Here is a 26080-nt window from a genome sequence, read left to right as displayed (position 1 = left end):
NCAGCACCTCGGCGCCGAGGTCGGCCAGGTAGCGGCCGGTCGACTCGCAGCGGCCGTCCGCCAGGTCCAGCACCCGCACCCCCGCCAGCGGTAGGTCCACGCCGGGGGGCCCAGTTCGACCGGTCATGGGGTCTCCCTTCGCCGCGCCGGCGGTGCGAACCGCTCGCGGCTGCCTGGCCGCTCGGCTGGCAGGAGGTCTGAGCGGGGACGAATCCCCGCCTGCCGGCCGAGCCGTCGCTCGATCGTGTGCGCCGGATCCAGCGAACACCCGGTAGTCGCGTCGACGCCATTGCGTTGCGTGCCGACTGGGCGTGCCACCGGACGCACGGTGGCGCGCCGCCGGCTCGCCCCCCCGATCGTGGTCCCCCATCGGCCGGCGGAATCCGTGGAACTACTGACCAAAAGGTGAGGTGACTAGGAACGGCCTCTTTGTCATAGCCGAGATGGGCTACGGAACGAGTCGCATTGCCGTTTTCTGATTAAAAAGGATGTGGTCACAACGGTGTGGCCCTCTCCTGTTGGCCGGACGTTCATCCAGCGCTGCCACCCTCTGCTCGGCGCGCCGGATGCTCACGTGCGGCGCGGCGGTCATCGAAAGGATCGACATGGGGGATCACGAGCACCGGGCGGATCGTCGCGGTGGGCGTCGGCGTCCGGGCCCGGCCGCCGCGGCCGGTGGGCCGACGCGGCCCGACACCGCGGCCGGCGGGCTGACGCTGCCCGACACCGCGGCGCCGGCCGTGCTGGCGCCCGCGCGATGACCGGGTCGCTCATCGTCGGGGTCGACGCCGGCTGCGCCTCCCTGCACGACGCCGACCTGCTGATCCACCGGCTGGTGGAGCTGCTGGACCTGCCGGGGGACACCGTCGCCTGCACCCACCTCGTCGACGCGCACCGTGTACACGTGGCCCTGTCGTTCGCGCTGCCGCCGACGTGGCGCGAGCCGGGCAGCTGGCGGCGCGTGGCGCACCTTGCCGGTGAGCTCGCGATCGTGGAGCTGGCGGCGGCCCGACGCGCCGCCGCGGCCGCGCTGGTCGGGACGGGCCCGGTCGGGACGGGCCCGGTCGGGCTGGGCTCGGTCGGGCTGGGCTCGGTCGGGCTGGGCCTGGCCGGGGCAGACCTGGTCGGGGCAGACCCGGTCGGGGGGCACCCGATCGGGGGACACCTGGTCGCGGGACACCTGGTCGGCGGGCTTGACAGCGCCGGCGCGCCCGGTGCGGTGGCCGGGCCGATGGTCGAGTTCCTCGGCATCGGTGCGCTGGTCTCGGGGCCGGTGGGGCTGGCCTGCGGGGCTGAGCGGATCGGCCCGCCCGAGCTCGCGGACGGCGCCGCGCAGGCCGTCGCGGACCACGCCGGCCGGCAGGGCGGGCGAGCCGTCGTCTACCCGGGGGTCGGCCGACTGCGCGGCACCGTGCTGGTGGAGACCGTGCTCGGGCAGACCGCGGTGGGACGGGTCGTCGTGCCCACCGGGCAGGCGGAGCCCCGCCGGTCGGACCTCCTGCGCACCCGCAACCACGTGCGACCCGTCTGGCGCGACGGCGTGCTCACCCTCGTCGCCGCCGCCGAGCGCGGCCGGGTGTTCACGCCCTCCGAGGTGCCCCACCCGACCCCGGTGGGCGGCCGCTGACGCGGGCGAGCGGACGCGCGGACACCCCCGCCGCCGGCCCCGTACTCGGCGTGCGATTTCCGGCGCGGAAGAACCGCCGGTAAGGCGGTCGTCATTACCTTTTCGGGGTGGCCGCCGGTGCACTTTCGGCCAATCGTCAATGGGATCCGGTCGCAGTTTTCCCATTGCCCGTTTTCGCATTGCCCGAGGAATGTCCGGGGTAATGGCCCGGCGACGATGTCGCCGGCCGCGCGGGATTGGTCAGTAGGTGCAGGTGGGGGCCTCGGGCGGGGCGGTCGGGCCCTGGACGCCGGCCGTCGCGCCGCCGGCCGTGGTTCCGGCCGCCGGGGCTGGGGCGGCGCCGGAGGTCCCGACGCTCGACGAGACACTCGGCGTGACGACCTCGGTGAACCCGGAACCGAGGACGAGCTGGACGCCGGTCACGCTGGAGTCGGCCAGCACGCTCGATCCCGGCACAGCCGCGGCGACGGTGCGCGCCTCGGCATCCTGGCCCGGTCCGTAGATGACCCGGGACGTCACGTGGGTGAGCGCCGAGGCGTTGCCGGCGTTGCGCGCGTGGAAGCCCTTGCTGGTCAGCGCGCCGGTGACCTGGGAGGCAAGCCCGGAGCGGGAGGAGCCGTTGTAGACGGTGACGCGCACCTGCGACGGGGCCGCGGTGGCGCCCGGGGCGAGCGCGGGGCCCGCGCCCGCGCCCGCGTCGCCCGAGGAGCTGGCGCCCTCGACGCGGCCGCCGAGTGGGCTGACGATCCGCAGCAGGTCGTCGGGCTGGTAGAACTGCACCGACGCGCGGGTGCCGTGCAGGCGGATGTCGCCCATGTCGTCGACGGCGCCCTCGGCGCGGGTCGGGGCGTGGGTGGGCACGGTCTGCATCCGGATCCCGCCGTTGGTGAGGCCCTTGATGCGGGTCGCGAGGCCGCGCAGGTCGGCGATGGTCGTGTGCTCGTCGAGGGTGAGCGCGCCCGCCGCGGTCGACACCAGCCGTTCGGCCTTGATGGGATTCGACAGCGTGTCGCCATTCATGATCTTGTGGAACATGGCGCCGATGAACTGCTGCTGGCGGCTGATCCGGTCGGTGTCGCCGGCGGGCAGGCCGTGGCGCTGGCGGACGAAGGCCAACGCCTGGTCCCCGTTGACCTGGATGGTTCCCGGGCCTCCGCGGAAGCCGCTCATCGGGTCGTTGGTGTTCGTGCTGACCCGCCACCGGCCGTTGTCGTCCTGGAAGCGCTGGGGCGGCGCGTTCGACGGTTTGATGCAGACCTCGACGCCGCCGATGGCATCGGTGATCTTCTTGAAGCCCTGCAGGTCCATCGAGATGTAGTGGTCCACCTGCATGCCCGTGAGGCTCTCGATGGTCCTGACCAGCAGCGGCGGGCCGCCCGAGGAGATGGCCGCGTTGAACTTGTCCTTCGTCGACGCGTGGCGCTTGCCGTTCGTGTCGGTGTACTCGGGGATCGTCACGTACATGTCCCGGGGGAACGAGATCATCGTCGTGGTCCCGTCCTTGTCCAGGTGGGCGAGGATCGTCGTGTCGGAGCGCTGCCCCTCGACGTCGCCGTACTCCCCACCGGTGCCGGCCCGGCTGTCGGTGCCGACCAGCAGGTAGTTCGCCACCCCCACCCCGCTCGAGCCGCCGTCGGAGAGGCCGAGATCGATGCGGTTGACCTTGCCGTTGATGAACGAGTAGGCGGCCCAGCCGCCGACCGTGACCAGCAGCACGCAGCAGGACACGAGGGAGAGGAAGGCCAGCAACCCGCGTCGGCGCCGCGGGGGAGGCCCGCCGGGCCCCGCGCCACGTCCCGACCGGCCGGGTCCTGACCCCCGCGGATCCAACCGGGGCGGGAGGACCCTCGCGCTGTCCACGGCGTCGTACTGCAGGTGCGGTGCGGTCACTTCCCGCCTTTCCTCGAGGGGCCCTGCGGGCAGGGTCCGACGTAGTGCGGAAAGTAACACGTATGGGTTATTGGCTTACCTTGAGGGGTGTCGACGAGATTCCCCGTATACGTGGCGCGATGGGGGTGGCGTCANGCCGGGATCCATCCGCCGATCACCTCGATGACGACGGCGTTCCGTGACGTCTGTCGACGCGTTGGCGGCCTGCCTGCTTGACGTACCCGGCGGATCGGCCCGCAGGGACTCCGGACCGACGCAGTGCGGCGCGGCGGTCCTACCGGGACGGGAACGCGGCGCGCAGGTGGTCGACGGCGGCGGTGATCCGTGGATCACGGGCGGCCGTGGCGCGCGACCAGACCAGGCCGAGCTGGAAGTCGATCTCGCCGGGAGCCAGTGGGACCAGGGCGAACGCCGGGTCGGCGAACACCCGTCCGGCGGGCCCGGAGTTGGCCGAGCCGGTCAGGGTGAGCTGACGGGATCGGCGGATGGTGGTCGCGAGCAGCAGCAGGTCCTGCTCGCGCATGGTGACGACGTGCGCGTGACCCGCCTGCTCCAGTCGGTCCTGCAGCCGGCGCATGGCGATGGGCTGCAGTCGGGTGGGGGTCAGCAGGATCTCCCGGTCGCGCAGGTCGGCCAGGTACAGGCAGGTGCGGGCCGCCAGCTCATCGTCGGCGCGCATCGCGACGCGGAACCGGTAGGTGACCAGGGGCAGCACATCCAGTGACGGATCGTCGACGGGCAGGTGCACCAGGGCGAGGTCGAGCTCGCCACGGGCCAGGGTCGGCAGCAGTTCGCTGGACGGGCCGTGGACCAGCTCCGCCAGACCGCCGCTCGGAGCGTCCGGGACGTCCGAGGTGGGGGTCTGGCCCGGCGCGCCGGTCGGGAACGCGGTGATGGTCGCGACGACGCGGTCGACGACGTGCGGCGGCGCGAAGTGGGTGGATCCCAGGCGCAGCGGCGCGACGTGGCCGGCGGCCTGGCGGGCGGCGAAGCGCGCCTCCTCCAGACTGCGCAGCGCCGCCTCGATCCGAGGCAGTGCGGCTCGGCCCGCCTCGGTGAGCGTCAGCGAGTGATGGCCGCGGGCGAACAGCTCCACGCCCAGTTCATGCTCCAGCGCGCGGATGCTGCGGCTGACCGGCGACGGAGTCAGGTGCAGCCGCGTCGCCGCGCGGCCGACGTTGCCCTCCTCGGCGACGGTGACGAAGGCTCTGAGCTGTCCGATCTCCATAGCGGTCTCACGGGACCATGAGCGGCGACCCGCTGTCAAAACCGGCCGCCCCACCGCGATCGGCGTCGGTGGGGCGAGGCCGTCGGGAGTCGAAGATCGTCAGTGGTCGAGGTAGAGCCAGCGGCGGCTGGTGGTGCCGGCGAGGACGCGGCCGAAGCGCAGGCCGGCGAAGTGCGGGGAGGCGACGGGGGTGCCGTCGGACTCGATCTCGTCGATGAGGCGGGCGCGGGCGGCCTGGGCGGCGGGGCTGTCGGTGTCGTAGACGGTCTCCCAGCCGGCGTCGAGGAGTTCGACGGGGGAGTGGGCGACGTCGCCGAGCAGCAGGGCGCGGTGCTGGCCGCTGGAGACGACGAAGATCGTCGAGCCGGGGGTGTGGCCGGGGGTGTGGCGGGCGTCGATGCCGGGGGCGAGGGTGAGGTCGGTGTCGAACAGCTCGACCTGTCCGGTGATCGGCGCCAGCTTCGCCGCGGTGCGCCGGTCGGGCTGCGGCCCGTCGACGAAGTGGTGCCAGTCGGCGGCGTGGCAGCGGTAGGTGGCGTTCGGGAAGACCGGCCGGTCCTCGAGCGCGGTCCAGCCGGTGTGGTCACCGTGCAGGTGGGTGAGCAGCACGTCGGTGACGTCGGCGGGCCGCACGCCGAGCGCGGTGAGGCTGTCGAGGAGGTGGCCGCCGTGGAAGCCGCGGGCGGAGAGCGGGCCGAGTCCGGCGTCGACGAGGACGACCTGGTCGCCGGTGCGGATCAGGAAGCCGCCGAGCGCCATCTCGAACTCGCCGGCGGCGGTGAAGTGCTCGGCGTTGCACTCCCAGTGGGCCTCGTCGCCGCCAGGCGGGGTGAGTACGTCGCGGGCTCGCACCCGGGCGTCGCCGTCCCACACGGGCTGAACGTTCAGGTCACCGACCTTCATCGTCACTCCTTGTTGCCGAAGGGGTCAGCCATTGGATTGCCGAAGGGGTCGCTGAACGGGTCGCCGTCGGGTTGCCATCGGGGTGGTCCGGGACACCGACCGGGGACGGCCATCGGGGACGGGGCGCCCGCGGCGGTCAGATCCCGGCGTCACCGCGGCGGTATTCGATGGTGATCTTGTCGAGGCGTTCCCGGGTCGCGTCGTCGAGGTGCAGGTCCACGGCGGCGAGGGTGGCGTCGAGTTGCTCGGGGCGGCTGGCGCCGATGATCGGCGCGGTGATCGCGGGCTGGCTCAGCGACCAGGCGACCGCCAGGGTCGGCAGGGTCACGCCGAGGTCCGCGGCGACGGCGGCGAGTTCGTCGATGGTGTCGAACATCCGCTCCTGCCAGTAGCGCTGCTGGTAGCGGTCGGCGGCGGTGCCGAGGGTGAACCGGCTGCCGTCGGCCGGGGGCTTCGTGCGGTCGTGCTTGCCGGACAGCAGTCCGCCGGCCAGCGGGTTGTAGGGGATGACCCCGACGCCCTCCTCCTGGCACAGGGGGAACAGCTCGCGTTCGACCTCGCGGAACAGCAGGCTGTGGCGGGGCTGGGCGGAGTCGAAGCGGACGAGGTTGAGCGTCTCGCTGCGGCCGATCGCGCGGGCGAGCTGGTAGGCGAGGTAGTTCGAGACACCGACGTAGCGGACCTTGCCCGCGCGGACGACGAGGATGGCCCGGGAGCGTTCCTCGTCGCACTGCAGGCCGAAGGTCATCGTGCCCAGGCACAGGCGGGAGACGTGCAGGCCGGTCCGGCCTAGCCGTACGTGCTTCATCGGCGTCATCCTTCGTCGGAGCGTCCGCGGGTCGGGTCGGGGGATCACGGGTCGGGTCGGGGGATCAGCCGCCGTCGTGCGCGTGGTCGCGCCACGAGCGGCCGGGCTTCCAGCCGAACAGGGCGCGGGCCTTCGTGATGGAGATGCCGCCGGCGTCGGGGCGGTCCAGCTCCCGCAGCGGTGGGGCGTCCGGGCCGAACACCTCGGCGGCGAGCTCGGCGAGCGGGCGGCCGGCGATGTTGTCGGGTTGGGCGGCGTAGACGACCTCGTGGCCGGCGGTGTCGGCGGTCGCGGCGAGGGCGATCAGGTCGGCGAGGTCGTCGGCGTCGACGTAGGACCACTGGTTGAACGCACCCCGGCGCGGATCGGTGGTCACGCCGGCGTGGACGGCCTCGTAGGCGTCGGGGGTCAGCACGAGGCTGGGGCGCACGGAGACGGCGGTGGCGTCGCTGCGGCGGACGAGCGCATCGCAGATGTTCTCCCCGAGGGCCTTGGACAGGCCGTAGGCGTCCTGGGGGCGCAGCGGGTGGTCCTCGTCGACGGGCAGGTAGTCGGGTAGGAACGGCCGCTCGGCGGTGACGAAGCCGGGGGCGGTCTCGCTGGAGGTGTAGATCAGGCGGCGCACGCCGGTCCGGGCGATCGCCTCGGCGATGTTGTACGTCGACTGGGTGTTGGTCGCGAAGATGACGTGCCCGGGGTCGTGCGAGGGCTCGGGGATGCCCGCGGTGTGGATGACGACGTCGGGACGGGTGCGCAGGACGACGGCGATGGCCTGCCCGTAGTCGGTGAGGTCGGCGCGCAGGTAGGGGTCGAACGGCGGGCCGTAGTGGGCGGCGACGATGTCCGTCCCGGCGACCTGGTGGCCGTCGGCGCCCAGCCGCGCCACGACGCGGGAGCCGATCTTGCCTCGGGATCCGGTGACCAGAACTCGCACGGCCGCTCCTGTCCGCTGTGGGTTGGCTGTCTGCTGGGCGTGCAGCCGCGAAGGCGGGATCGCGCGACGCCCGACGTGTCACCTTACGCCGAAGATGACACCTGATGACACGTTCATTGGCCGTCGGCGTCCGGGTTGTGGGCGTGCTCAGCCCGTAGGCGATCCGGCTGGACAGGCAGGCCGCGGCCGGCTTGTCCGCCGTCACCAGCCCCCAGGCCCGCGACGCCGCCCGCACCTGCGCCTTGGCTGCACGAGGCGTGCATCGCGAGCAGGGCGATGACACCGTCCAGCCCCGATCCGTACCCCGTGCTCGTGGGACCGCGATGACGGGCGCGGCCGTCAGCCCGGCCGCGACGCTGGCGAGCGCGCCCTCCATGCCGGCCACGACGACCAGCACGTCGGCGTCGCGGATGCGGTCGGCCTCGGCGAGCACCCGGTGCAGCCCGGCCACGCCGACGTCGCCGACCAGCTGGGGCTCGTAGCCGTAGGCGCCGAGCCCGGTGGCGACCTCGCGGGCGACCGGCAGGTCCGCGGTGCCGGCCGTCAGCACCGGCACGAAGCCGGGCCGGGCCGGTGCGGGCCGCCAGGCGAGCAGGACGTGCCGCGGCCCGGTGCCGGTGGCCGTCCCGCCGGGGTTGGCGGCGAGCGCCGCGCGAGCCTGGTCGGGCTCGGCCCGGGTCAGCAGGACCGGGCCGGCACCCGGGCCGGTCAGCAGCCCGCGCACCGCCTCGGCGCACTGTGCTGGTGATCGAGCCGCAGGTCGGCGGGATCGGTGGGGACTGCGGGGCCGGCCGGGCCGACAGGGTCGGCGAGCGGCGGAACGGTGGTCATGCCGCCGTACCGGCCGGCGTCGGCGCGGGCGGGGCGGGCGCGAGGAACACCGATCGGGCGTGGGAGAGCTCCCGGAATCCGTGTACGCCGTGGTAGCGGCCCATCCCGCTGGTGCCGATCCCGCCGAAGGGGAGCTGGCTGTCGACGAAGTGCAGTGCCCAGCCGTTGACGGTGACCCCGCCGGATGATGTGCCCGCGAGCACCGCGTCGACCAGGCCCCGGTCGTCGCTGTAGACGTACATCGCCAGCGGCTTGCCACCCGCGCGGACATGCTCGACGACCTGCGCCGGGTCGGTGAAGGTCAGCACGGGCAGGATCGGCCCGAAGATCTCCTCGGTCATGATCTTCATGTCGGGGGTCACGTCGAGCAGGACCGAGGGCGGCAGGACGGTCCCGGCGGGATCCGGCGCCCCGCCGCCGACCAGCGTCGCGCCCCGGGCGACCGCGTCGTCGAGGTAGCCGGTCAGCCGCTCCAGGTTGCGCCGGTCGACGATCCGCCCGAGAGCCTCGGGCACGAGGCTCCCCTCGCGGTAGAGGTTCTGGTCGACCCACGTCTGGTAATGGCGGAGGAATGCATCGCGGACTTCCGGGCGCACCCACAGGTGGTCCGGCGACAGACAGATCTGCCCGGCGTTGGTGTGCTTGGCCTGCGCGATCTGGGCCGCGGCCGTCGCGAGGTCGGTGGTCCCGTCGACGATCGCCGGGCACTTCCCGCCGAGTTCGAGGGTGACCGAGGCGAGATGGCGGGCCGCGCAGGCCATCACCACCCGCCCCACCGTGGGGCTGCCGGTGAAGAAGACGTGGTCGACGGGCAGCTCCAGCAATGCGTTCGCCAGCTCGACCCCGCCGGTGAACACGGCGACGTGCTCCGGGTCGAAGACCTCCCGGATGATCCGCGCGCTGATGGCGGAGGTGGCCGGGGCGAGCTCGTTCGGCTTGACGATGGCGGTGTTCCCAGCGGCGATGATCGGTACCAGCGGCTGGAACAGCAGGCCGAACGGGAAGTTCCACGGCGCGAACAGCAGGCAGATCCCGCGGGCCTCGTACTGCACGAACTCCGCGGCCCCGGTGCCGAGGTACGGCGGCGGGGTCAGCGGGGTGGGCGCCGTCCACTCGGCGAGGTGGGCGACGGCGTCGTCGATGTCGGCGAGCACCGCCGCCACCTCGGACGGGATTCGCGGGCGCGGGGGGCGCAGCAGGTCGGCGTGCAGCGCGGCCCGGATCTCGTCGAGATGATCGGTGATCGCCGTCCGCAGTCGGGTGAGATGCGCGGTGCGCTCCTCGACAGTCGACGTCTTCGTAACCCAGCGGTGCCGGCGTTGCGCATCGAAGATCTTCGCGGCGTCGGTGGCGTCGAGCGTCTTCTCGGTCTGCATGGTGGTGCCCTCCAGGGACGTCGAGCCGCTGGTCGCTCGGTGCCGGATGTAGCCGGGCCCGACGCGCGGTGACACCCACAGCCCGGCGCCACGCCGGCTGCCGTCCCGCCAGACTTGCGCATCCGAGGGCCGACGGCCATTGCGGATTTTCGTCCGTAGACGTGCCACTCGGCGCAACCTCGCCACCGTTCGGGCGGGCTCGCCGCGGCGGGGGCGCGCATACTCGTAGTAGTGATTCGTGACAGAAGGTCAGCGAGCCGCCGTGGCGCCGAGCGGCGGCCGGTGGGCTCGTCCGAGGCGAGCTGGGGGCGGTCGCTCATCCCCCTGGTCGTCCTGCTCGCCGTGGTCGTCATGGACCTCACCGGCGACCGGCGCTATGTGATCATCACCAGTCTGGTGATCAGCCCGCTGCTCGCCGCGGCGCTGACCGGGCCGCGGGTGACCGCCGCCTATGCCGGCGCGGCACTGCTGTTCGGCGCGCTGCAGGCCATCCCGCTCGGCTACTACACCGGGGTCGGCCACGAGAGCCCCGTTGCCCAGCTGATCCGGCTGGCGGTGATCGCGGTCGGCGGCGCCATCGCGGTCGCCGCCAGCCGGGACCGGCAGCTGCGCGAGGCGCAGCTGCGCGACGTCACCCGGGTGGCCGACGTGGCGCAGCGGGCCATCCTCGGCGTCGTCCCCGCCCGACTGGGCGATCTGCGCCTGGCCGTGAACTACGACAGCGCCGCCGCGCAGGCCCGGGTCGGCGGGGATCTCTACGAGGTGACCCAGACCCGGTGGGGGGTGCGGATCCTCGTCGGCGACGCCCGGGGCAAGGGGCTCGACGCCGTCCGGCTTGCCAGCCGGGTGATGGCCACCTTCCGGGTTCTCGCCCGCCACCTGGCCGACCCGGAGGAGATCGTGGCCGCCCTCGACGCCGAGGTGGTCCGCTCGGGCGGGCCGGAGGACTTCGTCACCGCCGTGTTCGCGCAGATCGACGGCGCCCGGCTGGAGATGGTCAACGCGGGCCATCCCGACCCGGTGCTGCTGCGCCGGGGCGCGCCGCGCCTGCTCGACGCGAACGCGGGCCATCCCGACCCGGTGCTGCTGCGCCGGGGCGCGCCGCGCCTGCTCGACGCGACCGGTCGGCGTACCCCGCTCGGCCTGGGTGCGGCCGGCACCACCGTCGTACGCAGCCGCCTCGTCGCGGGCGACCGGCTCCTGTTCTACACCGACGGCCTGGCCGAGGCCCGCCACCCACGAACCCGGGAGTTCTTCCCGATGCTGCCGGCCGCCCAGGCCGCCTTCGCCCCGGCCCGGCGGCTCGACGCGGGACTGGCCGATCTCGTCGCGGCGCTGCGGCGCTGGACCGAGGCGACCCTGGGGGACGACGTCGCCCTGCTGGCCGCCGAGTTCGCCCCGCCCACGCGGGCCACGGCCCCCGTCGCCGACCAGCCCGCCCGGGCGGGCACCGGTTCCCCGTGGCCGGCGCCGGCCGGATCACGGGAAGGCTCCCGGCCTGTCGCCGGTTGCTCGGAACGAGGCCGATGACGCCCGCCGCCGCGGCGCGGACAGGCCCACCAGCGGGCCGACGCGAGCGCGCTGAGGCGAGGCGACGGGAGGGAGATCCGATGACGACGACGCAGCAGGCGCGGGGCCGGGTCCGGCTGGAGCAGGGGCGCAAGCGGGTCCGCGCCTACCTCGCCGGGCGCCTGGTCGTCGACACCACCAGCCCGGCGCTGGTCTGGGAGAACCCGCACTATCCGGCCTACTACCTGCCGCGGGTCGACGTCGTCGCCGAACTGGTGCCTACCGCCCGCACGGAGCACTCCCCGAGCCGCGGCGAGGCCGTCTACTACGACGTGGTCGTCGAGGGGCACACCGCGCCGGCGGCGGCCTGGGCGTACCCGCAGTCCCCGCTGGAGGGACTGCGGGACCTGGTCCGCTTCGACTGGGCCGCAATGGACCGCTGGCTGGAGGAGGACGAGCCCGTCTACGTCCACCCGCGCAGCCCCTACACCCGCATCGACGCGTTGCCCAGCTCCCGGCACGTCCGGGTCGAGATCGACGGGGTGGTCGTCGCCGACTCCCACCGCCCGGTCATCCTGTTCGAGACCGGCCTGGTGCCGCGCTACTACCTGCCCCTGGTCGACGTCCGTCAGGAGCTGCTGCGCCCCTCGGACACCCGCACGCACTGCCCGTACAAGGGCAACGCCGAGTACTTCTCGGTGGAGGTCGACGGCCGGCGCCACGACGACGTCGTGTGGACCTACCGCACGCCGCTGCCGGAGAGCGCCCGGATCACCGGCCTGGTCTGCTTCTACGACGAACGCGTGACGGTGTCCGTCGACGGCGTGCCCACGCATCCCTGACCGTCGCGGTCAGCCGGTCAGGGACTCAGCCGGTCAGGACGGACATCGCCTGGTCGAGCAGGGCGGCGAGGTCGGCCGTCCCGTCGCAGTCGCGCCAGACCGTCAGGGCGGCGTCGTAGCAGCCGAGCGCCGCGGAGGCCAGTGCGCGTGGGCGCGGGTCGGCCGTGTCCGTCGGCGGGATGGCGAGGCGCCGGGCGAGCTCGGGGGCGAGTAGCCGCTGCCAACTGTTCTGGCGCTGCAACTGGCGGCCCTGCAACGACGGCGTGTCGACCATCATCCGGGACAGCCGCAGGGCCCGTTCGGGGTTCTCGACGTTGAAACCGATGATCGCGTTGAGCGCCTGACGCAGCGCCTGCCACGGCGTCTCGTCCGCGGGACGGCCGGCGAGCGCGTCGCGCAGGACCAGGCCGCGTTCCTCCACCCCGAGCAGGACCACGTCCTCCTTGGTGGCGAAGTAGCGGAAGAAGCTGCTGCGCGACAGGCCGGCCTCGGCGGCGATCTGGTTGATCGTCGTGCATTCGAAGCCCTGTCGGTCGAACAGGTCGAAGGCGACGGCCGTGATCTCCGCCTGCAACGCCCGCCTCGTCCGGCTGCGCAGATCGGTGCCCCGCGCGGGGGTTGCGGCGTCGGCGGGGACTGCCGCGGGGTTCTTCACCACGAAACGAGGATACCAGATCCGGCATCCCGGCTCACATGTTGGACTGAGTCTCATCTTTGGGCTACAGTTTCGCTGCGACCACCGGTCGAACCTCCCCAGCGAACTCGAACCTCCCAGCGAACCGAGCCCCGGGCGACATCCCGGGCACAGCGCCGGCCCGCTGGCCCTCCTGTACCCCTCATCGGACTTCACGCGCGGGAAAGTGACCTATGACTGCGGAGACCATGGCGTCCAGCGGGGCGCCCGCGACCGGGCTCGGCCCGTGGATGCGCTTCCGGCGGCAGTACTCCCGGCTCTCGCCGCCGGTCCAGATGATCGGCCTGCAGCTCTGGCTGCCGCTGGTCTTCGTCATTGCCTTCTGCCTGTGCTACATCAACGCCTTCCACCAGCCGACGCCGAAGGACATCAAGGTCGCGGTGGTCGGGACGGGCCCGGCGGCGGCGACCCTCGCCGATCGGCTGGAGGGCACGAGCAACGGCATGCTGTCGGTGTCGATGGCGGGCTCGGTCGACGCCGCCCGCGGCGACGTGCGCGACGGCGACCTGGCGGCGGCCTTCACCCCCGGCGCGGCGAACCAGCCGGCCCGGCTGCTCATCGCCAGCGGCGCGCAGTTCCAGCTCGCCGAGGTCGTCCAGCAGACGTTCGCCCCCGTGGCGGCGGCCGAGGGCACCACCCTCGCCGTCGACGACCTCGCCCCGCTGCCCAAGCACGACTCCTACGGCACCTCGGGCTTCTACCTCGCGCTGGTCTGGACCATCGCCGGCTACATGGTCGGCATGTTCATCGGGATGATGGGCCAGACGCTCAAGCACCACGTCCGCCTCGGCCTGATCGTCGGATCCGGCTTCGTGTTCTCGCTGCTTGGCACGCTGTTCGCCGGTCCGGTGGTGGGCGCCGTGCACGGCCACTTCCTGTCGCTGTGGCTGCTCGGCTGGCTGACGACGATCTCGGTCGGCCTGGTGGTCAACGGCCTGTCCTACTTCATCGGCCGGTTCGTCACCGGCGCCGCGCTCATCCTGTTCGTCTTCCTCAACATCCCGGCGTCGGGCGGGGCGTTCCCGGCCGCGTTCGTGCCGGAGCCCTTCAAGTGGCTGCATCCGTACGTGTTCGGCACCGGTGTCCTCGACGTGCTGCGCGGCATCGTGTACGACGCCGGGCCGGGGATCGGCCGCGGCGCGACGGTCATCGGCGTCTACGCGGCGGTCGGCATCGTGCTCACCGCGGTCGGCCGGCCGTTCTTCAACCGCCGCACCCGGCTGCGGGCCGAGCGCGGCAAGCCGGTCTCGATGATGCTGGCCGCGCAGGGCGCGGCGATGGCGGCCCGCCAGGCCGAGCAGGCCGAGGCCGCCGCCGGCACCCGCCCGCACCACGTCACCACGAGCGATGCCCCCGCCAGCGATGCCCCCGCCAGCGGCGCCCCCGCCAGCGGCGCCACCACGAACGGCGTCACCACGAACGCGGGCCCGCGGCGGGACGGCGAGTCCCGTGACAACGAGTTCGCAGACGAAGAGGTCGAGTCCGATGCGGCCGCCGTCTCGGGCGCAGCGGCGGGCAGCGGCAGCGCCTGACACCCGACTCCGCAGCCGACCCCGTCGCACCCCGTCCCTTCCCCGTTCCGCCCGAGGGGGAGGGGCGGGGTGGCGGCGTTTCGGCGGGCGACTCGCGCCGGCGCAGCCCGGGGGGGCGGGTGCGCCCGGTTCAGCCGGTGGGCGCCGACCAGCGCACCCGGGTGCCGCCGGCGGGGCCGGGCTCCACGGCGAAGGTTCCGCCCAGGCTCTCGGCCCGGCCGCGCAGGTTCGCCAGCCCGCTGCGCCGCGTCGTCGGTCCCAGGCCGACCCCGTCGTCCACCACGTCCACGCTCACCCGGCCGTCCGCGACGGCCACCGTCACCTCGACGGCGCGGGCGTGGGCGTGGCGGGCGGCGTTCGACAGGGTCTCGCGCACCACGGCGATGAGGTGGTCGCCGACGGCGGCGTCGATCGCCGTGTCGACGGGGCCGTCGAGATGCAGCCGGGGGGTGAAGCCGAACGCCCCGGCCATGTCGTCGATGATCCCGAGGATCTGTGCCCGCAGCCCGCTGCCCGTGGCCGGGGTGGCCCGGCCACGCAGCTCGAAGATCGTCTGGCGAATCTCCCGCACGGTCTCGTCGAGGTCCTCGACGTAGGTGCTCATCCGCTCCGCGCGCGCCGCCCGCTCCTCGCTGGCGGCCAGGCCCTGCAGGCCCATCGCCACCGCGAACAATCGCTGCATCACGTGGTCGTGCAGGTCGCGGGCGATCCGGTCGCGGTCCTCCAGCAGCGACAGCCGGCCTCGCGCCGCCCGCGAGCGGGCCAGTTCCAGGGCGAGCGCCACGTGGGCGGCGAACGCGGCGGCGAGTTCGAGGTCCTCGTCGCTGAACAGGATGCCGCCGCGGCGCCGGCCGAGGATCAGCGCCCCGGAGGTGACCTGTGAGGCGATCAGCGGCACGATCATGATCGGGCCGACGTCGAGCTTGTCGATCTCGGAGCCGCCCAGCGTGCGCACATCGGCGACGACGAGCGGAGCCCGGTCGTGCACCGCCCGCCCCGCCAGCGACGTCTCCAGTGGCACCCGCTGGCCGCGCAGCAGGTCGGCGTCGTTGCCCTCGGCGACGTCGAAGGACAGCTCCCGCGCCGTCGGGTCGCACAGGGCCAGCGCCGTCGTGTCCGCCCTGGCGACGTCGCGGGCCCGTTGGACGATCAGCTCCAACGGGTCGTCGCCGTCGGCGAGCAGGTGGCGGGTGATGTCCGCCGACGCCTGTGACCACTGCTGACGGTGCTGGGCCTCGCCGAACAGGCGGGCGTTGTCGATCGCCACGCCGGCGTTGGCGGCGAGCGCCAGCACGAGCTCCTCGTCCTCGGCCGTGAAGATCCGCCCGCCGCGCTTCTCGGTCAGGTAGAGGTTGCCGAAGACCTCGTTGCGGACCCTGATCGGCACGCCGAGGAACGCCCGCATCGGCGGGTGCCCCGCGGGGAAGCCGACGGCACGGGGATGGTCGGCGATGTCGTCGAGGCGCACCGGCCCCGGCTCGGCGATGAGCAGGCCGAGCACCCCGTCGCCGCGGGGGGTCCGGCCGATCGCCTCGACGCGGCCCGGGTCCATCCCGACGTGGATGAACTGTTCGAGGTGACCGTCGCGGGCGATGACGCCGAGCGCGCCGTAGCGGGCGTCGACCAGCTCGCAGGCGGACTCGACGATGCGTCGCAGCACCACGTCGAGGCTGAGGTCGGCGGTGACCATCCGGTTGGCCCGCAGCAGACCTCGCAGCCGGCCCTGGGTGGCCAACACATCCTGGGCCCGCTCCACCAGTTGGGAGAGAAGCTCGTCCAGTTCGAGCCGAGCGACAGCGGGGAAGATCAGATCTCCCGACGACCCTGACGGGGAGGTCTGCCCGCAGGCCGCCCCGGAGGTCCCTGCGCCGGCCGGCGCGAGGTCCCGTTCGGACTCCATGCTTCCAGCACGATAACCGATCCGCGCCGAGCGGCGGCCGAGATCCGGATCGCGGCCGAGACGTTCCCGGCGAGGATGGGCCGCGGGTCCCGGCGGGGGCCATCCGTCCGTGGTGGGCGCCACGTCATCGTGGAGTTGGCGCGGGCGGTTCCGCGGGGGTTCGCGTCTGCCCGGCACGCCCGGCACGCCCGGCCTGTTCGGCTTGCGCGGTTCGTCCCGTGGCCTCGACGGCATGCATCCGCGTCGTCCTCACTTCGCGCACCCTCAACGGGTAGCCTCCTGTCCACCACGTCGACCGACCGGAGCCCGGACCGGCGGCCAAGGCACCGGGTCAGCCATCCCGGCCCGCCGCGCGCCTTTCGCCGTTTCGCCGCTGCGCGGTCGGCCTCAGCGCGCCCCGGGTCGACCTGCGGCGGGTCAACACGTCATCTGCCATGTTCGGCCCCGCCCCACCCCGGCGCCCAGGGACCTTAGGCGCACATCGTGGAGCACTTCCTACCCTGCGATCCGCACCGTGCCGGCCCAGACCGGCCCAGACCGGCCCAGGGCGGCCTGCCACCCCTCGCTGCCAGGGCGTCCGTTGCGGACGCCGGCTTCACCGGCCGGGTCGTCGGACCATGCCCCGGACGGGCCGCCGCCCCGCCCGACCGGGCGGGGGAGTGGACTGCCTGCCCCGATCGGGCCAGCCGAGGTGGTCTCGCGGCCGCACGGTACCCCCCGAACGGGGAGGAGACGGCGGCCGAACGCACCCCCGGCGGCAGGCCGTTCGGATCCCCCGCGGGGGCCACCGCGCACTCGCCGGCCCGGGTCGCGGCAGGCACCCTGGAATGGAGACCGGGGAGCCGGCAATCGGGGATCTGGAGCTTGTGGTGTCGGGCTGCATCGTGGTGGGAGTGGACGGATCCAGAGACGCCGACGCGGCGCTGCGCTGGGCCGCCGGAGAGGCGTGGCTGCGCCGCGACCGCCTCGAGGCGATCCTGGCCTGGACCCCGGACGACTGCCCGCGCGAGGTACTCGACCGCGCCTATGCGCCGGGCCCCCACACGATCGAGGAAACCGCCCTGGCGCTGCTGCGGGAGTGCGTCCAGCGGACCCAGGACCCGCGCCGGCCGGTGCCCGTCACCGAGCGGGCCGTCTACGCCGACGCCGTCGAGGCGTTGCTGTCGGCCGGCGCGGGCGCAGACATGATCGTCGTCGGCTACCGGGGGACCAGCCGGCTGCGCCGGTACCTGGTCGGGTCGGTCTCCGCCGCCTGCCTGCATCAGGCGACCCGGCCGGTCGTCGTCGTCCGGGCGGACGGCCGCAGCGCCGAGGACGGCCGCAGCGCCGAGGACGGCCGCAGCGCCGAGGACGGCCGCAGCGCCGAGGACGACCGCAGCGCCGAGGACGACCGCAGCGCCGAGGACGACCGCAGCGGCCGGCCCGTGCTGGTCGGCGTGGACGGATCGGCGGCGTCGCTGGCCGCGTTGCGCTGGGCCGCCGAGCAGGCCGCGCTGCACGCGGCACCGCTGCGGGTCGTGCACGCCTGGCAGCCACCACTGCTGCCCACCGGTCACCGCGCCGCGCGCGACCGGGCGGCGCTCGAACAGTCCGCGCACGCCGTCCTCGACGACAGCGTCAGCAAGGGACTAGTCGACGAGGGGCTGGCGGACGTCACCCTCGACACCCGGCTGGCGCTCGGCGGGCCGGCGCGGAGCCTGCTCGCCGAGGCCGCCGACGCCCGGCTGCTCGTCCTCGGCGCCCGTGGTCAGGGCGGTTTCGCCGGCCTGCTGCTGGGCTCGGTCGCCCACCAGTGCGTGCACCACGCGCGATGCCCGGTCGCGGTCATCCCCGACCCCATCCGCTGAGCGGGCCGGCGTCCGGCCGGACGCCGGGTACCGGTGAGCGGGTCAGCCGCCCGGTCGCGGCCCGGGACCGACGGTCGAGGGCGTCCGGGAATCCTCGGGCGTGCCGCCGGTCGAGGTGGGGCCGGCCGGAGCGGGGTCGGCCTGGCCCTGGGCGACGAAGTCCTTGCGGCGGATGAGGATGAGCGCGCAGACCGCGCCCACGAGCGCGACGATCCCGGTGACGAGGAGCAGGTCGTTGATCGCACCGGCGAAGCCGGCCTTGACCGCGCCGGCCAGCGGGCCGCGGGCGCTCGGGGGCGTGGCGGCGAAGAGCTGGTCGGTGTCGCCGCGGCGCAGCGTGTCGGCGATCCGCCCACCCTGCCCGCGCAGCGCCGGGACCCCGCGCAGGGCACCGTTGATGCCGCTTTCCAACCGGGCCGCGAAGATCGAACCCAGGGCCGCGATGCTGATCGCCATGCCGATCTGGCGGAACGTGGTGTTCGCGCCCGACGCCATGCCGGAACGCGCCGGCGGCACCACCCCGACGGCGGTGGAGGCCAGCGGCGGATTCACCATCCCGCTGCCGATGCCCGCCAGGACGAAGCCCGGGATCAGGTGCGTCCAGGAGCTGCCCGCGTCCAGGCCGGACATGAGCAGCAGGCCGACGCCGACCAACGCCAGGCCGGGACCGATGAGCCAGCGCGCCGGCACCACGCTGCTCAGCCGCCCGGCCGCGGTCGCGGCGACGAAGCTGCCCGCGCTCACGATCAGCAGCCGCACGCCCGACCCGAGTGCGGAGTAGCCCAGGTCGTTCTGCAGGTAGAGGACGAGGTAGACGAACATCGCGAACAGCGAACCGTTCATCGCGACCGCCGCGAGCGACCCGCCGAGGAACGTCGGGGTGCGCAGCAGCGACAGGTCGAACATCGGGTGCGCGACCCTGGCCTCCACGGCGATGAACGCGACGAGGAACGCGACGCCCAGGCCCAGGCTGATCACGACGCCGGTGTCCGACCAGGCCGTCTCGCCCGCCCGGATCAGGCCGTAGACCACGCCGGCGAGCCCCGCGGTGAGCACCGCGAAACCGGGCCAGTCGGGGCGGTGCGCCGCCGGCGGCCGGGACTCCTCGACCTTCCACACTGTCAGGGCGACGGCGACGATCCCGATCGGCACGTTGACCAGGAAGATGCCCCGCCAGCTGATGCCGCTGGTGATCAGGCCGCCGAGGATGGGCCCCAGCGACGTGGCGACGCCGGTGACCGCACCCCACACCCCGAACGCGATTCCCCGGTCCCGGCCGCGGAAGCTGTGGGCGAGCAGCGCCAGCGACGTCGCGAACAGCACGGCGCCGCCCACGCCCTGCACGCCCCGCGAGATGATCAGCATGATCGCCGACTGCGAGAGCCCGCACAGCAGCGACCCCGCCGTGAAGATCGTGAACCCGATGGTGAACAGCAGCCGGCGCCCGTAGAGATCGGCGAGCGAGCCGGCGGTCAGCAGCAGCGCCGCCAGGGTCAGCGCATAGGCGTCGATGACCCACTGGACGTCGGCGAAGCCGGCGTGCAGACCGCTCTGGATCTCGGGCAGCGCGACGATCACGATCGTCACGTCGAGCAACAGCATGAACGTGGCGCCGCAGACGACCAGCAGCGTCCACCACTTCCGATCCATAGCTCTCCCTGAGGCCTGGAACATCGTTTGCCGCGCGCCGCGTCCGGACTGCCGGAACCGGCCGGAGCGCCCGTGGCGGCGGACGGTGATGGTCTGACGTTTCGCGCCGGCCCNAGGTGACCGGGGACCGGGTGCGGCGGTGGCAGGGCCGCGACGGTGGGGNCGGCGAAGGNGAGATCAGTAGTTCCCGTATGCCCGGGCAACGGGGACGTCATAGATGAGTCGTCGCTCGGTGCAGACTACGGTCCGACTGACCGTCAGTCAATGGAATGACCGGCGGTCAGTCGGGCTCCGTATCATGGGCGGGCGTGGGTGGAGGTGGGCCGATGCCCAGAACCAAGCCAGCCGACGAGCGGCGGGCGGACCTGCTGGCTGCGGGAGCCGAGATCTTCATGGCCAAGGGGGTCGCGGCGGCCACGCTTGACGACATCACCCGGCGGGCCGGAGTCTCCAAGGGCCTGTTCTACCAGTACTTCCCGTCCAAGGACGGACTGGTCTTCGCGCTACAGGAGAAGTTCGCCATCGAGTTCGCCGCGCACGTCACGACCGCGGCGGCCGAGCGGTCGGACTGGCCGGGCAAGCTCGACGCCGCGGTTCTGGTGTGCTGCGAGCATTTCCGGGCCGAAGAGAAGCTGCACGACGTGCTGTTCCAGCATCTGCCCGGCGCCCACGCGGACTCCCGGGAGGGTCCCGCCGCGCAGGAGTTGGGCCACACCGCCGCCCATCACCGCCTCGTCGAGGCGATCGCCGCTCTGCTCACCGCCGGTGTTGCCGCCGGCGCGTACCACGTCGAGGACGTGGAGGCGACCGCGGTGCTGTTCTTCACGACCATGCACGCCTTCGACAGGGCGTTCCGGCATGACTACCGGCTCAGCGACGACCGCCTTGTCCGGGCCACCCAGCGGCTTGTGCGCGGCGCGGTCGGCCTGATCTGACCGGCCGGGCCGGTCCGGTCCGGCATCCCGACCACGTGGGCGGGATCGGCTGACCTTTGGCCGCCACCGGTGGACCGTCAGGCGAGAAGCGCGTCCGCAGTGGTCCGACCCAGCCGGTTCTCGTCATCATCGAAGGACCAGCCGCGGTCGCCGAAGGCCGATGCGCATCGCCGGCGTGGGATCGCGGGTCCCGGCATTGCAGTCGTGGTCGACGGGAACTGCGGGCCAGCCGTTCCGACGGGTTCCGCGGGTCAGCCGTTCCAAAGATTGCGCCGCAGGTAACGCGGCTGCCACAGCAGTCGGTTGAGGAGCCGGGCGGGGGCGGGCAGCCTCGCGAGGATCCGCTGCCGCTCGGCCGGTGATTTCTCCTCGAGGACCCACGGAACGAAATAGGCAGCCCCCTTGACGCCCTCGCGGCGAGCCATGGCGCCACTCATCCCGTCCCATTCCGCACGCGGCAGGACGGCCTGGATGAGCGGAAGGGCACTATCCTCCTCGTGCGTCAGATGATCGCCGAGTACCGCCGCGACATCGCGGATCCGGTCGGCGAGGTCGGCCGCCCGGCCGGCCAGCGCCTCGTCGACTCTGGCGAGCAACGGGTCGAGCTGGGCATGCTCGTCCTTCATGTCCTTCAGCAGGGCCAGGTCGTGGGCCCGTCCCGCCACGGCGTTTTCCACGCGCGGCCACAGGTAGGAATCCTCGACGCCGTGGTGGATGAGGAGCTGGGTCTTGAAGTTCTCCCAGCCGGCCAGGATCTTGGGGTTGCCGCCCTTCCCTGCGGCAGCCGCGGCCTCGAAACGCTTGAGGTCCCGCCGGAAGGCGTCGTGCGTCGCGTACATCATGCTGAAATCGAGCTCTTCTTGCTGCGAAACAGACATGGTCGGTGCCTTTCCGTGCGTCGAGGTGAAGAACTCCGGCAAGCAAGATCATGAAATGTTCTTCCTGCCGCTGGACCCGCGCCGGTATCGGTGATCCGGGTACCTTGTCCTTAACACCCCATACGATACGATATGGGCGATATGGGCACGGTATCACCATAGGAGGCCAGACGCGGACGTGAAGTGTCACCGACGACGGCTGGACGTTTCGATCAAGGAATTACTGCGGGAGCTGGGCATCCAGTCGTCGGTGCTCAACGATCACGTCGGAACGCACCCTGAGCGCAAGGACATCGATCTCGACTGCCTCGACCTCGCCGATCGGTTTGGTCCGCTCAGCCCGAACGCCCTCGCGCGCCGCGTCGGGCTACACCCGGCCACAATGACCGGCATCCTCGACCGGCTCGAACGCAGCGGCTGGCCGACACCTGATCCGACGCAACTCGATGCAACTCGACTCGACTCAGCCAGGTGACCGCGCTCGCCGGGCCTGCGGGTGTCAGGCGAATGCCGACGTGAACGCGGCACGGAACATCGCCCTGGGACATTCCCGCAGGCCGTAATCCTGCACCTCGCCCCCGACCGTCCGGGGGCGCTGGACGGTCAGAGCGGTCCCGGCGGGCGGGGCTGGTCGCGCAGCCGTTCCAGCACCCGGCGGTCGCGCTTGGTCGGCCGGCCCGCGCCCCGGTCGCGCACGGCCACCGTCGGGGTCGGATCGCGCAGCACCGGGGGGCTGTGGTCGACGAAGCACTCGGCCGCGACCGGCGCCCCGACCCGCTTGCGCAGCACCTTCGTGATGACGACGATCCGTTCCCGCCCGGCGAGCCGGATCCGGATCTCGTCTCCCGCGCGCACCAGGTGCGCGGGCTTGATCCGCTCGCCGTTGAGTCGGACGTGGCCGGCGCGGCAGGCCTCCGTTGCCTGCGCGCGGGTCTTGACCAGCCGCACGCACCAGATCCACGTGTCGGCCCGGACGGAGTCCTCCGGTGGCGCCATAGGCGCGACTCTACGAACCCCGAGGGCGATGGGCCTTGGGCAGCGTGGCCGGTGCGTGCCGCTGGGCCGCGCGCAGCGCCGCCCGGGCGAGCTCGTAGCCGGCGATGGGCAGTTTGAGCCACCAGTGGTCGAGCACCTGGTAGTCGTCGGCGGGCACGAGCCGGTCAGCGAGGTCGGGCCGTAGCCGGTGCAGGTACCGCCGCCCGCGCGCCGCGTGCAGCGGATCCGAGGCGATCGTGAGCGTCCGTGCCGACTCGGCGATCGGCACCGCGAACGTGATGTTCTCCCAGGTGGTGCGGGCCGCGGTCTCCAGCCGGATCTTCGCCGCGGGCACGCCGAGCGTGTCCCGTGCGTACCCGGCCATGGCCTGTGCCTCGGTCACCGCGCCGGGCGGCCCGCCGCCGGTGAAGATCAGCAGGCTGTCCGCGTCCGGGGCGAGGGAGCGCACGCCGATCTCCGTGCGCCAGCGTTGGAGCGGATGCAGCGTGCCCGCGCGGGTCGACGGGAAACCGAGGACGATGACCGCCTGAGCGCCCCGCCCCGCCGGGTGGGCCCGTCCATCGCCGCGCAGCTGGCGCGACGCCACCCAGCTCAGCGCCTCGGCGAGGACGACCGGGGTGGAGGCGACGGCGACGGCGACGCTCAGCCGTCGTGCCCATGGTCGGAGCCGGGCGGCGCGGGTCGCGGTCACGCCGATGTACAACACCGAGCCCGACCGCTGTGCGTCGGTTCGGCGGGTGATGCGACGGATGTCCCTGTCGGCCCGTGGCAGACGATGATCATGCTGCGGTCGTTGGCGCAGTAGGGTAATCGTGACGCTGCCGATCGGTGTGGATGCGCGGGCGGGGAGCCCCGGGAACCGGCGCGACGACGGCAGGCGGGCCAGAGGGGAAGTCGACCGTGCGGCCGTTCCGGTTCGGAGTGAACATGTTCGCGGTCTCGGCGCCGGGGGAGTGGTCGACGGCTGCCCGCCGGGCCGAGGAGCTGGGCTACGACGTTCTGCTCATCCCCGACCACCTCGGGCTGCCCGCGCCTTTCCCCGCGCTGGTCGCGGCCGGGGCCGCCACCAGCCTGCGGCTTGGCACCTTCGTCCTCAACGCGGCCTTCCACAATCCGGTGCTGCTGGCCCGCGAGGTCGCGACCACCGACGTGCTGACGGCGGGGCGCCTGGAGCTCGGCGTCGGCACGGGTTACGTCGCCGAGGAGTTCACCGCCGCCGGCATCCCGTTCGGCACCGCGCGGGACCGCGTCGATACCCTCGAGCGGGTCATCGACGCGGTGTACGGCGTGCTGGGCGACCCCGCCAGCGCGCCGCAGCCGGTGCAGCGGCCGGTGCCGCTGGTCATTGGCTGCAACGGAAACCGGATGCTCACCCTGGCGGCGCGCCGGGCGAACATCGCCGCGTTCACCGGCGCCTCCTCCGACCCGGCGAACCCGACGAACCTGCGGCTGCTGTCCGGCGCCGCGTTCGCCGAGCGGATCGCGTTCTTCGAGAAGGTCGCCGGCGACCGGGCCGGCGAGGTGGAGCGCAACCTGCTCTTCCAGGATGTCGCCGTCACCGACGACCAGGAGGCGGCACTGGCGGCCTGGGCGTCCCGGCTGCCGTACCTGAGCGCCGAGGAGATCCCCACGGTGCCGGCGCTACTGGTCGGCTCCGTCGAGCAGATCGCCGACCAGGTGCGCGGCCTGCGCGAGCGGTTCGGCATCACCTACTTCACCGTGCTGCAGCCCGCGCTGGAGGCGTTCGCCCCGGTGATCGCCGCACTGCGCCGCGACTGAGCGCGCCACCGGCCACTGGCCGCCGGTTCCGCGGTTCCGCGGTTCCGCGGAACCGCCGGTTCGTGGGTCCGGTCCGGTCCGGCCATGGTCGTGGCCGGGTCGTGGTCGTGGCCGGGTCGTGGTCGTGGTCGTGGTCGTGGGCCGCTGCATGGCGTGACCGGTGAGCGGCGGAAACTCGGTCGTCAGCGGTCGACCTGTCTGCCATGATCGGGCGATGCCGCGCGGGTTCGAGGAGCTGGTCGACGAGGCCGCCGCAGCGCCCGTCGATGGGTGGGACTTCTCCTGGCTGGACGGCCGGGCCAGCGAGCAGCGGCCGTCGTGGGGGTATGCCCGCCTGATGGGCGAGCGGATGGCCCGCGCCGATGTCGCCCTCGACGTGCAGACCGGCGGCGGTGAGGTGCTCGCCGGGGTCGAGCACCTGGCGCGGCACACGGTCGCCGTCGAGTCCTGGCCGCCGAACATCGCCCGGGCGGCGGCGCTGCTACGCCCCCGCGGCGTCCATCTCGTCGCCGCGGACAGTGATCACACCCTTCCGTTCGCCGACGCGACGTTCGATCTCGTCGTCAGCCGGCACCCGGTGGCCACCTGCTGGTCGGAGATCGCCCGGGTGCTGCGCCCCGACGGCGGTTATCTGTCCCAGCAGGTCGGCCCGGCCAGCGTCGGCGAGCTGTCCGAGTACTTCCTCGGGCCCCAGCCGGCCGCCGTACGTGGCCGGCGCCATCCTGACGGCGCGCGCGACGCCGCCCGCGCCGCCGGACTGGAGGTCGTCGACCTGCGGATGGAGTCGCTGCACACCGAGTTCCGCGACATCGGCGCCGTCATCTACTTCCTGCGCAAGGTGATCTGGATCGTTCCCGGATTCACCATCGAGCGGTACCGCGAGCGCCTCGCCGCACTGCACGAGCGGATCCGCACGACCGGCCCGTTCACCGCCCGTACCACCCGCTTCCTCATCGAGGCCCGCCGCCCGCAATGACGTGACGTGCGCATGGCTCTTTTCGGCGCACAGCGTCTTTGTCTGCGTTGACTTGGCGTGCGCTCGAATCAATAGCGTCCTCACCGAGCACGCATTCGTGCCAGCGAGCAGGCGCAGGAGGACATGATGGCTGAACATCTGACTGGCACCGTCGCACTCGTGACCGGGGCGAGCAGCGGCATCGGAGCCGCGACCGGTCGGGAGCTGGCCCGCCGGGGTGCGGCGGTCGCGCTCGTCGCGCGCCGCAAGGACCGGCTGGAGCAGCTCGCCGCCGAGATCCAGGGCGAGGGCGGGAAGGCGCTCGTCCTCGATACCGACATCACCGACCAGCGGCAGGCGATCGACGCGGTCGAGCGGACCGTCGCCGAACTCGGCCGGCTGGACACCGTCGTGAACAACGCCGGGGTCATGCTGCTCGGCCCGATCGTCGACGCCCCCACCGCGGAGTGGGACCGGATGGTCGCGCTCAACCTGCAGGGGCTGCTGTACGTCGCGCACGCCGCGCTGTCCCACCTGCTCACCGCCGCCGACTCCGGCCCCCGCAACGTGGCGGACCTGGTCAACGTCAGCTCCGTGGCGGGCCGGCGGGCGACGCCGAACTCCGGCGTCTACAACCTCACCAAGTTCGGCGTGAACGCCTTCACCGAGTCGCTGCGCCAGGAGGTCACCGAACGGCACGTGCGGGTGTCCGTGGTCGAGCCCGGCGCGACCGTCACCGAGCTCGCCGACCACCTGCGCGAGGAGATCCGCGAGACGGCGATGCGCGTGTTCACCGACGTCGAGAAACTCGAGGCGGAGGACATCGCCGACGCGATCGCCTACATCGTCACCCGCCCCCGCCGCGTCGCCGTCAACGAGATCCTCATCCGCCCCACCGAGCAGGTGCGGTAAATGGGCGTATCGCCCCTCAGTTCTGTCGTCTGACGAAATCGGTCTCCCGCGGCG

The 26080-nt window shown here is 73.0% G+C and carries 25 protein-coding genes; 12 read left to right on the top strand and 13 right to left on the bottom strand.

Annotated elements, in window-relative coordinates; genetic code table 11:
- Position 1: 1 nt before the first annotated feature.
- Positions 2 to 127: hypothetical protein (locus UK82_RS34925; protein ID WP_236705418.1), on the bottom strand; the 126-nt coding region annotated here is incomplete at its 3' end.
- 478 nt (positions 128 to 605) lie between these two features.
- Between UK82_RS34925 and UK82_RS33500 the strand changes: the two genes are divergently transcribed.
- Complete coding sequence (locus UK82_RS33500; RefSeq protein WP_161849084.1) at positions 606 to 761, top strand: hypothetical protein; 156 nt, start codon at positions 606 to 608, stop codon at positions 759 to 761.
- The gene (locus tag UK82_RS01690) at positions 758 to 1627 is read left to right on the top strand and encodes a hypothetical protein (protein WP_055406112.1); all 870 of its coding nucleotides are present in this window, start codon (positions 758 to 760) and stop codon (positions 1625 to 1627) included. Before UK82_RS33500 ends, UK82_RS01690 begins: the two co-directional genes overlap by 4 nt.
- A gap of 240 nt (positions 1628 to 1867) precedes the next feature.
- On the opposite strand, the gene UK82_RS01685 is transcribed toward UK82_RS01690, so the two are convergent.
- The 5 genes from UK82_RS01685 to UK82_RS01665 form a co-directional block, all read right to left on the bottom strand.
- On the bottom strand, positions 1868 to 3517 hold the full coding sequence (locus UK82_RS01685; protein ID WP_055406111.1) for an LCP family protein: 1650 nt from the start codon (positions 3515 to 3517) through the stop codon (positions 1868 to 1870).
- 274 nt (positions 3518 to 3791) lie between these two features.
- A complete protein-coding gene (locus UK82_RS01680) occupies positions 3792 to 4745 on the bottom strand; it encodes a LysR family transcriptional regulator (protein WP_055406110.1) in 954 nt (317 codons plus the stop codon).
- A gap of 99 nt (positions 4746 to 4844) precedes the next feature.
- Positions 4845 to 5648: an MBL fold metallo-hydrolase gene (locus tag UK82_RS01675; RefSeq protein WP_055406195.1), complete on the bottom strand. Its 804-nt coding sequence runs from the start codon at positions 5646 to 5648 to the stop codon at positions 4845 to 4847.
- Positions 5649 to 5784: 136 nt separating this feature from the next.
- Complete coding sequence (locus UK82_RS01670; protein ID WP_063897427.1) at positions 5785 to 6456, bottom strand: aldo/keto reductase; 672 nt, start codon at positions 6454 to 6456, stop codon at positions 5785 to 5787.
- Positions 6457 to 6520: 64 nt separating this feature from the next.
- Positions 6521 to 7390 carry an NAD(P)-dependent oxidoreductase gene (locus UK82_RS01665; RefSeq protein WP_055406108.1) on the bottom strand — a complete coding sequence of 290 codons (870 nt, stop codon included), beginning with the start codon at positions 7388 to 7390 and terminating at the stop codon, positions 6521 to 6523.
- A gap of 436 nt (positions 7391 to 7826) precedes the next feature.
- Between UK82_RS01665 and UK82_RS33495 the strand changes: the two genes are divergently transcribed.
- The gene (locus tag UK82_RS33495) at positions 7827 to 8138 is read left to right on the top strand and encodes a hypothetical protein (RefSeq protein ID WP_055406107.1); all 312 of its coding nucleotides are present in this window, start codon (positions 7827 to 7829) and stop codon (positions 8136 to 8138) included.
- Positions 8139 to 8217: 79 nt separating this feature from the next.
- Here UK82_RS33495 and UK82_RS01655 read toward each other — a convergent pair whose 3' ends face one another.
- Positions 8218 to 9597: an aldehyde dehydrogenase family protein gene (locus UK82_RS01655; RefSeq protein ID WP_055406194.1), complete on the bottom strand. Its 1380-nt coding sequence runs from the start codon at positions 9595 to 9597 to the stop codon at positions 8218 to 8220.
- Positions 9598 to 9879: 282 nt separating this feature from the next.
- Between UK82_RS01655 and UK82_RS01650 the strand changes: the two genes are divergently transcribed.
- A complete protein-coding gene (locus UK82_RS01650) occupies positions 9880 to 11127 on the top strand; it encodes a PP2C family protein-serine/threonine phosphatase (RefSeq protein WP_236705366.1) in 1248 nt (415 codons plus the stop codon).
- An 80-nt stretch (positions 11128 to 11207) separates the two neighbouring features.
- The gene (locus tag UK82_RS01645) at positions 11208 to 11948 is read left to right on the top strand and encodes a DUF427 domain-containing protein (RefSeq protein WP_044884840.1); all 741 of its coding nucleotides are present in this window, start codon (positions 11208 to 11210) and stop codon (positions 11946 to 11948) included.
- 25 nt (positions 11949 to 11973) lie between these two features.
- On the opposite strand, the gene UK82_RS01640 is transcribed toward UK82_RS01645, so the two are convergent.
- Entirely contained in the window at positions 11974 to 12606 is a 633-nt protein-coding gene (locus UK82_RS01640; protein WP_236705365.1) for a TetR/AcrR family transcriptional regulator, read from the bottom strand.
- Between the two features lie 209 nt (positions 12607 to 12815).
- Here UK82_RS01640 and UK82_RS01635 point away from each other — a divergent pair, with 209 nt between their 5' ends.
- Positions 12816 to 14174: an ABC transporter permease gene (locus UK82_RS01635; RefSeq protein WP_055406106.1), complete on the top strand. Its 1359-nt coding sequence runs from the start codon at positions 12816 to 12818 to the stop codon at positions 14172 to 14174.
- 130 nt (positions 14175 to 14304) lie between these two features.
- On the opposite strand, the gene UK82_RS01630 is transcribed toward UK82_RS01635, so the two are convergent.
- On the bottom strand, positions 14305 to 16074 hold the full coding sequence (locus UK82_RS01630) for a GAF domain-containing protein (protein WP_044884843.1): 1770 nt from the start codon (positions 16072 to 16074) through the stop codon (positions 14305 to 14307).
- An 827-nt stretch (positions 16075 to 16901) separates the two neighbouring features.
- On the opposite strand from UK82_RS01630, the gene UK82_RS01625 reads away from it, so the two are divergent.
- Positions 16902 to 17921 carry a universal stress protein gene (locus UK82_RS01625; protein ID WP_236705364.1) on the top strand — a complete coding sequence of 340 codons (1020 nt, stop codon included), beginning with the start codon at positions 16902 to 16904 and terminating at the stop codon, positions 17919 to 17921.
- 42 nt (positions 17922 to 17963) lie between these two features.
- Here the strand turns inward: UK82_RS01625 and UK82_RS01620 are convergent, their stop codons facing one another.
- Positions 17964 to 19571: an MFS transporter gene (locus UK82_RS01620; RefSeq protein ID WP_044884844.1), complete on the bottom strand. Its 1608-nt coding sequence runs from the start codon at positions 19569 to 19571 to the stop codon at positions 17964 to 17966.
- A 326-nt stretch (positions 19572 to 19897) separates the two neighbouring features.
- On the opposite strand from UK82_RS01620, the gene UK82_RS01615 reads away from it, so the two are divergent.
- Positions 19898 to 20506: a TetR/AcrR family transcriptional regulator gene (locus UK82_RS01615; RefSeq protein ID WP_055406105.1), complete on the top strand. Its 609-nt coding sequence runs from the start codon at positions 19898 to 19900 to the stop codon at positions 20504 to 20506.
- 251 nt (positions 20507 to 20757) lie between these two features.
- On the opposite strand, the gene UK82_RS01610 is transcribed toward UK82_RS01615, so the two are convergent.
- Positions 20758 to 21426, bottom strand: a complete 669-nt coding sequence (locus tag UK82_RS01610; protein WP_199865366.1) for a hemerythrin domain-containing protein — start codon at positions 21424 to 21426, stop codon at positions 20758 to 20760.
- Between the two features lie 136 nt (positions 21427 to 21562).
- On the opposite strand from UK82_RS01610, the gene UK82_RS01605 reads away from it, so the two are divergent.
- Positions 21563 to 21859, top strand: a complete 297-nt coding sequence (locus UK82_RS01605) for a MarR family transcriptional regulator (protein ID WP_082121817.1) — start codon at positions 21563 to 21565, stop codon at positions 21857 to 21859.
- A 128-nt stretch (positions 21860 to 21987) separates the two neighbouring features.
- Here UK82_RS01605 and UK82_RS01600 read toward each other — a convergent pair whose 3' ends face one another.
- Positions 21988 to 22380 (bottom strand): RNA-binding S4 domain-containing protein, encoded by a 393-nt coding sequence (locus UK82_RS01600; RefSeq protein ID WP_044884846.1) that lies wholly within the window; start codon positions 22378 to 22380, stop codon positions 21988 to 21990.
- Between the two features lie 10 nt (positions 22381 to 22390).
- A complete protein-coding gene (locus UK82_RS01595) occupies positions 22391 to 23071 on the bottom strand; it encodes a YdcF family protein (RefSeq protein WP_044884847.1) in 681 nt (226 codons plus the stop codon).
- A 209-nt stretch (positions 23072 to 23280) separates the two neighbouring features.
- On the opposite strand from UK82_RS01595, the gene UK82_RS01590 reads away from it, so the two are divergent.
- The 3 genes from UK82_RS01590 to UK82_RS01580 all read left to right on the top strand — a co-directional run bounded on the left by UK82_RS01590 (position 23281) and on the right by UK82_RS01580 (position 26026).
- Positions 23281 to 24159, top strand: coding sequence for a TIGR03621 family F420-dependent LLM class oxidoreductase (locus UK82_RS01590; protein ID WP_083507005.1), 879 nt, complete (start codon positions 23281 to 23283; stop codon positions 24157 to 24159).
- A 214-nt stretch (positions 24160 to 24373) separates the two neighbouring features.
- A complete protein-coding gene (locus tag UK82_RS01585) occupies positions 24374 to 25135 on the top strand; it encodes a class I SAM-dependent methyltransferase (RefSeq protein WP_055406103.1) in 762 nt (253 codons plus the stop codon).
- Between the two features lie 126 nt (positions 25136 to 25261).
- Positions 25262 to 26026 carry an SDR family oxidoreductase gene (locus UK82_RS01580; protein WP_055406189.1) on the top strand — a complete coding sequence of 255 codons (765 nt, stop codon included), beginning with the start codon at positions 25262 to 25264 and terminating at the stop codon, positions 26024 to 26026.
- Positions 26027 to 26080 lie beyond the last annotated feature (54 nt).

Origin of the sequence: Frankia sp. ACN1ag (genome assembly GCF_001414035.1) — a bacterium.
Taxonomy (GTDB): Bacteria; Actinomycetota; Actinomycetes; order Frankiales; family Frankiaceae; genus Frankia; species Frankia torreyi.
The sequence above is the reverse complement of the archived record's forward strand: the minus strand, read 5'-3'. Positions and strand labels throughout refer to the sequence as shown.

Bases quoted from the DNA above. Each gene is read 5' to 3' on its own strand.
- UK82_RS01600 (WP_044884846.1), bottom strand. From the start codon at position 22,380: ATGGCGCCACCGGAGGACTCCGTCCGGGCCGACACGTGGATCTGGTGC.
- UK82_RS33500 (WP_161849084.1), top strand. From the start codon at position 606: ATGGGGGATCACGAGCACCGGGCGGATCGTCGCGGTGGGCGTCGGCGT.
- UK82_RS01690 (WP_055406112.1), top strand. From the start codon at position 758: ATGACCGGGTCGCTCATCGTCGGGGTCGACGCCGGCTGCGCCTCCCTG.
- UK82_RS01680 (WP_055406110.1), bottom strand. From the start codon at position 4,745: ATGGAGATCGGACAGCTCAGAGCCTTCGTCACCGTCGCCGAGGAGGGC.
- UK82_RS01630 (WP_044884843.1), bottom strand. From the start codon at position 16,074: ATGGAGTCCGAACGGGACCTCGCGCCGGCCGGCGCAGGGACCTCCGGG.
- UK82_RS01675 (WP_055406195.1), bottom strand. From the start codon at position 5,648: ATGAAGGTCGGTGACCTGAACGTTCAGCCCGTGTGGGACGGCGACGCC.
- UK82_RS01670 (WP_063897427.1), bottom strand. From the start codon at position 6,456: ATGAAGCACGTACGGCTAGGCCGGACCGGCCTGCACGTCTCCCGCCTG.
- UK82_RS01585 (WP_055406103.1), top strand. From the start codon at position 24,374: ATGCCGCGCGGGTTCGAGGAGCTGGTCGACGAGGCCGCCGCAGCGCCC.
- UK82_RS01615 (WP_055406105.1), top strand. From the start codon at position 19,898: ATGCCCAGAACCAAGCCAGCCGACGAGCGGCGGGCGGACCTGCTGGCT.
- UK82_RS01620 (WP_044884844.1), bottom strand. From the start codon at position 19,571: ATGGATCGGAAGTGGTGGACGCTGCTGGTCGTCTGCGGCGCCACGTTC.
- UK82_RS01655 (WP_055406194.1), bottom strand. From the start codon at position 9,597: ATGCAGACCGAGAAGACGCTCGACGCCACCGACGCCGCGAAGATCTTC.
- UK82_RS01635 (WP_055406106.1), top strand. From the start codon at position 12,816: ATGACTGCGGAGACCATGGCGTCCAGCGGGGCGCCCGCGACCGGGCTC.
- UK82_RS01625 (WP_236705364.1), top strand. From the start codon at position 16,902: ATGGAGACCGGGGAGCCGGCAATCGGGGATCTGGAGCTTGTGGTGTCG.
- UK82_RS01580 (WP_055406189.1), top strand. From the start codon at position 25,262: ATGGCTGAACATCTGACTGGCACCGTCGCACTCGTGACCGGGGCGAGC.
- UK82_RS01645 (WP_044884840.1), top strand. From the start codon at position 11,208: ATGACGACGACGCAGCAGGCGCGGGGCCGGGTCCGGCTGGAGCAGGGG.